This is a genomic window from Streptomyces beijiangensis, from assembly GCF_017315755.1.
In the GTDB taxonomy this organism is placed as follows: domain Bacteria; phylum Actinomycetota; class Actinomycetes; order Streptomycetales; family Streptomycetaceae; genus Streptomyces; species Streptomyces beijiangensis.
The window spans coordinates 20990-27922 of record NZ_JAFLRJ010000279.1; the positions used below are offsets into that span (position 1 = coordinate 20990).

Below are 6933 nucleotides of genomic sequence, written 5' to 3' on the forward strand. Positions count from 1 at the left end.
GCAAAGGCACTGACGCGATGCAAGGGACACCGCATGCGACTGACCGACATATCTCTGGACTGGCTGCTTCCGGGCGGCGTGATGCTCGTGGGGGTCCTGGTGGCGGTGGCGGTGCTCGCGCGCGGCAAGCGCGCAGCTGACAAGTCCGCATCCTCCGACGACAACTGGGAACGCAGTGAGGAGCGCCGCAGGCAGAAGGAAGCGATCTACGGCTCCGCCTCCTACCTCCTGCTCTTCTGCTGTGCGGCGGTCGCCGCCGCACTCTCCTTCCACGGCCTGGTCGGCTTCGGCCGGGAGAATCTGGACCTCACAGGGGGCTGGGAGTACCTGGTCCCCTTCGGACTCGACGGCGCCGCGATGTTCTGCTCGGTGCTCGCCGTGCGCGAGGCCAGCCACGGCGACGCGGCCCTCGGCTCGCGGCTGCTGGTGTGGACGTTCGCCGGTGCGGCCGCCTGGTTCAACTGGGTGCACGCACCGCGCGGGATGGACCACGCGGGCGCCCCGCAGTTCTTCGCGGGGATGTCGCTCTCGGCCGCGGTGCTCTTCGACCGCGCGCTGAAGCAGACCCGCAGGGCGGCGCTGCGCGAGCAGGGCCTCGTACCGCGTCCACTGCCGCAGATCCGGATCGTACGGTGGATGCGGGCGCCCAGGGAGACCTTCGCCGCCTGGTCTCTGATGCTCCTGGAAGGCGTACGGACGCTGGACGAGGCGGTCGACGAGGTACGCGAGGACCGACGCCAGGACGAGCAGAACCGTCTCCGCAGGCGGGAGCACGAGAAGCTGGAGCGGGCCCATCTCAAGGCCATCAACCGGCAGCACAGGTCCTTCGGGCGCGGTCGCGGCCGTCAGCTGGAGGTGACGGCGGGCACCGCGTCCGTCGCGAACTCCGCACCGGCCACCGCGGAACCTGCCATACCCGAACCAGGACAGCTGCCCCTGCGCGCCAGGCCCTCGCTCCAGGCCGTGACGACCACTGAGGCCGTCACGGTCGACCTCACGGCCGAGGACGACACCCAGACTCTGCCCCGGCTCGACTCCCTGGAGCAGAAGCTCAAGGATCTCGAGCAGCAGTTCGGCTGATTCGGATCGCTGATTCGGATCGGGGCGGCGGGCCCGTCCATCACACCCGCCCGCCGTCCAGCTCGAACCAGACCACCTTGCCCATCCCGTGCGCGTGCACTCCCCAGGAGTCGGACAGCGACTGCACCAGGACCAGACCCCTGCCGTGCGTGCCCTCGTCGGCGCCCGGCGCGTGCAGCCTGGGCAGAGCCGAGATGAAGTCCCGTACCTCGACACGGAGCCGGTTCGTGCCCACCGTGGCCGTGACCACCGCTCCCTCTCCGGTATGGACCAGCGCGTTGGTCACCAGTTCACTGGTGAGCAGCTCGGCGACATCCGCGACAGCCGGATTCCCCCAGTGCCGGAGCAGCTCTCGCAGGGCACGCCTCACCTCCGTGATCGCCGGCAGATCCTGTGCGCCCAGTCGGCGGCTCAGCTGCACCCGGCGGTCGTCGCCGTCCGCACCAGGACTTCGGATCCGGCCGTCGGTCACGGACCCAGCCCCTCCCTGACGCCCACTCATAACCCCCACCCAAACTGAGAATTGTCCTCTTTCACTCGAACAGCTTCACCGAATGCATGCCCCGCAACCGGACGCTCACGCTTGTCGATTCATCAACAACCCGTAGGGGATGTCCGGCGCTTCACACGGGAAGTGAAGCAGTGCACCCCCGTGCACGAGCCGATCCATGACCCCGTAGGAGCCGTGATGCACGACGATCGACAGCTGGTGGAAGGACGTCTGGAGCGGGCGCTCCGCCAGTTCATCCGCCCCGCGCAGTACGCCGCCAGAGCACCGCTCGCTCTCACCGTCTGGCATGCGCCGGGCGAGCCCGTGCCCGTGGCGGAAGCGCTGAAGGGCGACTACGCGCCCTTCAGCGTCGGAACGGAATGGGGAACTCCCTGGTCCACCAGCTGGTTCAGGCTGGAGGGAACCGTTCCGCAGGAGTGGGCGGGGCGCCGGGTCGAGGCGGTCGTCGACCCGGGATTCACCGGTGAGGGACCGGGTTTCCAGGCCGAGGGACTGGTGTACGACACAGCGGGTATCCCCCTCAAGGGGATCCATCCGCGTAACCGGCACATCCCCGTCGGCGCTCCCGCCGAGGGCGGCGAGGAGGTACGCCTCCTGCTGGAGGCGGCCGCCAATCCGGCCGTACTGACCGGCTTCGAACCGACCCTGCTGGGAGACATCCGGACCGCCGGGGATCGGCCCATCTACCGATTCGCCTCTGCCGATCTGGCCGTACTGGACGAGGCCGTCTGGCATCTGGTCCTGGACATCGAGGTGCTCTCGGAGCTGATGCAGGAGCTGCCCGGCGACCGGGCGCGCCGCCACGAGATCCTGCGCGCGCTGGAGGACATGCTCGACGCGCTGGACCTGCACGATGTGGCGGGTACGGCGGAGCACGCCAGGGCCGCCCTGGCACCGGCTCTGGCCCGGCCCGCGGAGGCGAGCGCGCACCGGATCTCGGCGGCCGGACACGCCCATATCGACTCGGCCTGGCTGTGGCCGCTGCGCGAGACGGTCCGCAAGGCCTCGCGCACCTTCGCCAATGTGACCGCGCTGGCCGCCGACTACCCGGAACTGGTCTTCGCCTGTTCGCAGGCGCAGCAGTACGCCTGGGTGAAGGAGCACCAGCCGCACATCTGGGAGCGCATCAAGAAGGCGGTGGCGGACGGCAACTGGGCGCCGGTGGGGTCCATGTGGGTGGAGTCCGACGCCAATATGCCGGGCGGCGAGGCACTCGCGCGCCAGATCGTGCACGGCAGGCGGTTCTTCGCCGAGGAGCTGGGGGTGGAGACGGAAGAAATCTGGCTGCCGGACTCCTTCGGCTACACCGCTGCCTTCCCGCAGCTGGCGAAGCTGGCGGGGATCCGGTGGTTCCTCACCCAGAAACTGTCCTGGAACCAGTCCAACAAGATGCCGCACCACACCTTCTGGTGGGAGGGCATCGACGGGACGCGCGTCTTCACCCACTTCCCGCCCGTGGACACCTACAACTCCCAGATCAGCGCATCCGAACTGGCCCATGCGGAACGGAACTTCGCCGACAAGGGGCGCGCGTCACGCTCCCTGGTGCCGTTCGGCTGGGGCGACGGCGGGGGCGGCCCGACCCGCGAGATGCTGGAGAAGGCGCGCCGGGTACGGGACTTGGAAGGCTCGCCCCGGGTGACCGTGGAGAAGCCGTCGGCGTTCTTCGCCGCCGCGGAGGAGGAGTACGGAGGGCAGGCGCCGGTCTGGTCGGGTGAGCTCTATCTGGAGCTGCACCGGGCGACGTACACCACCCAGGCGAAGACCAAGCAGGGCAACCGGCGCAGTGAACACCTGCTCAGGGAGGCCGAGTTGTGGGCGACGGCGGCCGCGCTGCGGGCCGGGGAGCCGTACCCGTACGAGGATCTCGACCGGCTCTGGAAGACGGTGCTGCTGCACCAGTTCCACGACATCCTGCCCGGCTCGTCGATCGCCTGGGTGCACCGGGAGGCGCGGGAGACCTATGAGCGGGTACGGGAGGAGCTGGAGGGGATCATCGCGGCGTCGGTGACGGCGCTGGGCGGGGCCGCGGGCCCCGCGGTGCTCAACGCGTCGCCGTACGGACGTCTGGCGGTGGTCGAGCTCGACGGGGCCGCCGACGCGCCGGCCGGTCTGTCCCTGCAGCCGCTGACCGGCGGCAGGGCCGCGGCGGCGGCAGCGGTCTATGTACCGCCGCTGGCCGCGGCACCGCTGCAGGCCGCGGGCGAGGGGTTCCGCGCCAGGGTCCCGGGCTCACCGGTCACGGCCACCGGCACGGACGACGGTGCGTTCGTCCTGGACAACGGGCTGCTGCGGGTCACCGTGGACGCGGAAGGACTGCTCTCCTCCGTACGGGACCTGACGGCCGACCGCGAGGTCCTCGCACCCGGCAGCCGGGGCAATCTCCTCCAGCTGCACCCCGACCACCCCAACCAGTGGGACGCCTGGGACATCGACCGGCACTACCGGCGCTCTCACACCGATCTCACCGGGGCCGAGTCCGTCGAACTGGTCGAGGACGGGCCGCTGCGTGCCGCGGTCCGGGTGGTACGGCCCTTCGGGAAGTCCCGTATCACCCAGGAGCTGCGGCTCGATGTCGCGAGTCCGCGCGTCGACGTCGTGTGCGAGGTGGACTGGCAGGAGTCGGAGAAGGTGCTCAAGGCCGCCTTCCCGCTCGATGTGCACGCCGAACGGTCCACCGCCGAGATCCAGTTCGGCCATGTCCACCGGCCCACGCACGCCAACACCAGCTGGGACGCGGCCCGTTTCGAGATCTGCGCGCACCGCTGGCTGCGGGTGGCCGAGCCCGGTTACGGCGTCGCGGTCCTCAACGACTCGACGTACGGCCACGATGTGACCCGCACCCCGCACGAAGGGGGTCTCGGCACGACCGTGCGCCTCACGCTGCTGCGCGCCCCGCACAGCCCGGATCCGCGGACCGACCTCGGCGTGCACCGCTTCCGCTACGCACTGCTGCCCGGCGCGGACGCGGCACTCGCGGTGCGGGAGGGGCTCGCCCTCAATCTGCCGCTGCGGGTGGTGGACGCCCCCGAGCAGACTCCGCTGGTGAACGTCGAACATCCGGCGATCACCGTCGAAGCGGTGAAGCTGGCCGAGGACCGCAGCGGAGATGTGGTCGTACGGATCTACGAGTCGGCCGGCGACCGGGCCGAGGCCGGAATCCAGGTCGGCTTCCCCTTCGTATCGGCGCAGGTGACGGACCTTCTGGAGCGTCCGCTGCACGATGCCGACACGGATGAGCGGGGGCTGACGGTCAGCCTGCGGCCCTTCCAGATCCTGACGCTGCGGCTGCGTCCCGCCTGAGCGCACCCGGGTCCCCCTTGCCCCGGCCGGGGCAAGGGGGACCCCTGCCCTGCTACGGCCTCGGCATGTTGCGCAGGTTGGAGCGGGCCATCTGCACCATCCGGCCCACCCCGCCGTCCAGCACGATCTTGCTGGCGGAGAGCGCGAAGCCGGTCACCATGTCGGCGCTGATCTTCGGCGGGATCGAGAGCGCGTTCGGGTCGGTGACGACGTCGATCAGTGCGGGACCCTTGTGCTTGAAGGCGTCCTTCAGCGCTCCGGCGAGCTGCTTGGGCTTCTCCACACGCACCCCGTACGCACCGGCGGCCCGCGCGATGGCCGCGAAGTCCGGGTTGTGGTTGTGCGTGCCGAACGACGGCAGACCCGCGACCAGCATCTCCAGCTCGACCATGCCGAGCGAGGAGTTGTTGAAGAGGACGACCTTCACCGGGAGGTCGTACTGCACCAGGGTGAGGAAGTCGCCCATCAGCATCGAGAAGCCGCCGTCGCCGGACATCGAGACGACCTGGCGGTTCCGGTCGGTGAACTGCGCGCCGATCGCCTGCGGGAGCGCGTTGGCCATCGAGCCGTGGCTGAAGGAGCCGATGATGCGGCGCTTGCCGTTGGGCGAGAGATAGCGGGCCGCCCAGACGTTGCACATCCCCGTGTCGACGGTGAACACCGCGTCCTCGTCGGCGAGTTCGTCGAGGACCGAGGCGACGTACTCGGGGTGGATCGGGATGTGCTTGTCGACCTTGCGGGTATACGCCTTGATCACGCCTTCCAGCGCGTCGGCGTGCTTCTTCAGCATCTTGTCGAGGAACTTGCGGTCGGTCTTGGCCTTCACGCGGGGGGTCAGACAGCGCAGCGTCTCGCGCACATCGCCCCAGACGGCCAGGTCGAGCTTGGAGCGGCGGCCCAGGTGCTCGGGGCGGACGTCGACCTGGACGATCTTCACATCGTCGGGGAGGAAGGCGTTGTACGGGAAGTCCGTGCCCAGCAGGACCAGCAGATCGCACTCGTGGGTGGCCTCATAGGCGGCGCCGTAACCGAGCAGTCCGCTCATGCCGACGTCGTACGGGTTGTCGTACTGGATCCACTCCTTGCCGCGCAGCGCGTGCCCGACCGGGGACTTGACGCGCTCGGCGAACTCCATCACCTCGGCGTGCGCGCCGGCCGTGCCGCTGCCGCAGAACAGCGTGACCCGCTTCGCCTCGTCGATCATGCGGGCCAGCTTCTCGATCTCGTCGTCCCCGGGGCGTACGGAGGGACGCGAGGTCACCAGCGCGTGGTCGATGGCCTTGTCCGGCGCGGGCGCCGCCGCGATGTCGCCGGGGAGGGAGACCACGCTGACGCCGCTGCGTCCGATGGCGTGCTGGATGGCCGTCTGGAGGAGGCGGGGCATCTGCTTCGGGCTGGAGACCAGCTCGCTGTAGTGGCTGCACTCCAGGAAGAGGCGGTCGGGGTGCGTCTCCTGGAAGTAGCCGAGGCCGATCTCGCTGGTGGGGATGTGCGAGGCGAGTGCGAGGACGGGGGCCATGGAGCGGTGGGCGTCGTAGAGGCCGTTGATCAGGTGCAGATTGCCGGGGCCGCAGGAGCCCGCGCACGCCGCGAGGGACCCGGTGATCTGAGCTTCCGCGCCGGCCGCGAAGGCGGCGGTCTCCTCGTGTCTGACCTGGATCCACTCGATGCCTGACGTCCGGCGGATGGCGTCGACGACAGGGTTGAGGCTGTCGCCGACGACTCCGTAGAGCCGCTGGACACCGGCGCGGACGAGGATGTCCACGAACTGCTCTGCGACGTTCTGCTTGGCCATGCGTCCATCAACCCATGGGCCGCTGCGTTACGCCTCCCAGACTGCTGCAGCCGTACGGTCGTCCGCGTACCCCTTGACCCGCAGCTGGATGTCGGCCAGGAATGCCGCCAGACCGGGCGGATCGCCGGGGGCCCAGCGCTCGGCGAGCTCCTTGGCGAGGGCGGGCTCCCCGCGCAGCGGCTCGGCCAGGCCGCCGCTGCAGAGCAGCAGGGTGTCGCCCGGGCGGGCGACACCCTGCTGCTCT

General features: G+C 69.9%; 4 protein-coding genes and 1 pseudogene. 2 read left to right on the forward strand and 3 right to left on the reverse strand.

Annotated elements, in window-relative coordinates; translation table 11 throughout:
• Positions 1 to 33 precede the first annotated feature (33 nt).
• The gene (locus J0695_RS26960) at positions 34 to 1080 is read left to right on the forward strand and encodes a DUF2637 domain-containing protein (protein ID WP_206966186.1); all 1047 of its coding nucleotides are present in this window, start codon (positions 34 to 36) and stop codon (positions 1078 to 1080) included.
• A 40-nt stretch (positions 1081 to 1120) separates the two neighbouring features.
• Here the strand turns inward: J0695_RS26960 and J0695_RS26965 are convergent, their stop codons facing one another.
• Positions 1121 to 1582, reverse strand: coding sequence for an ATP-binding protein (locus J0695_RS26965; protein ID WP_206966188.1), 462 nt, complete (start codon positions 1580 to 1582; stop codon positions 1121 to 1123).
• A 186-nt stretch (positions 1583 to 1768) separates the two neighbouring features.
• On the opposite strand from J0695_RS26965, the gene J0695_RS26970 reads away from it, so the two are divergent.
• Positions 1769 to 4894 (forward strand): alpha-mannosidase, encoded by a 3126-nt coding sequence (locus tag J0695_RS26970; RefSeq protein WP_206966190.1) that lies wholly within the window; start codon positions 1769 to 1771, stop codon positions 4892 to 4894.
• A gap of 52 nt (positions 4895 to 4946) precedes the next feature.
• On the opposite strand, the gene J0695_RS26975 is transcribed toward J0695_RS26970, so the two are convergent.
• The gene (locus J0695_RS26975; RefSeq protein WP_206966192.1) at positions 4947 to 6689 is read right to left on the reverse strand and encodes a pyruvate dehydrogenase; all 1743 of its coding nucleotides are present in this window, start codon (positions 6687 to 6689) and stop codon (positions 4947 to 4949) included.
• Positions 6690 to 6716: 27 nt separating this feature from the next.
• Positions 6717 to 6933: pseudogene (locus tag J0695_RS26980) on the reverse strand (protein phosphatase 2C domain-containing protein); the annotation flags it as partial.

Bases quoted from the DNA above. Each gene is read 5' to 3' on its own strand.
- J0695_RS26960 (WP_206966186.1), top strand. From the start codon at position 34: ATGCGACTGACCGACATATCTCTGGACTGGCTGCTTCCGGGCGGCGTG.
- J0695_RS26965 (WP_206966188.1), bottom strand. From the start codon at position 1,582: ATGAGTGGGCGTCAGGGAGGGGCTGGGTCCGTGACCGACGGCCGGATC.
- J0695_RS26970 (WP_206966190.1), top strand. From the start codon at position 1,769: ATGCACGACGATCGACAGCTGGTGGAAGGACGTCTGGAGCGGGCGCTC.
- J0695_RS26975 (WP_206966192.1), bottom strand. From the start codon at position 6,689: ATGGCCAAGCAGAACGTCGCAGAGCAGTTCGTGGACATCCTCGTCCGC.